This window comes from bacterium (assembly GCA_026414725.1).
GTDB lineage: Bacteria > Ratteibacteria > UBA8468 > B48-G9 > JAFGKM01 > JAAYXZ01.
In genome coordinates, this window is sequence record JAOAIL010000072.1 from 274 (window position 1) to 539 (window position 266).

The 266-nt window shown below is 26.7% G+C and carries 1 protein-coding gene; it reads right to left on the reverse strand.

What is annotated here, in order from left to right; all coding sequences use genetic code 11:
- A partial coding sequence (locus tag N3D17_07930; GenBank protein ID MCX8083289.1) for a site-specific DNA-methyltransferase occupies positions 1-266 on the reverse strand: 266 nt, incomplete at both ends.

Below are 266 nucleotides of genomic sequence, written 5' to 3' on the forward strand. Positions count from 1 at the left end.
GATAACCAAGAACCCCAAGCCGTTCGTTTAGAAATATTTTGTTCATTCCATATAATTGTTGAATGGTAATTAAAACCAATTTTTTTAGCAATATTCAGAACATCAGCATATACGCTTTGTTGTCCACCTTTGTTTTTATCTAATGGAATGTTTAAACAAAATCGCCCATCATTTTTTAATAAATCAAATGCTTTTCTTAACCACTCTAATGTAAATTTGAGATAATTTTGATAATCAATTTTATCATCATATGAATTATATTCAAT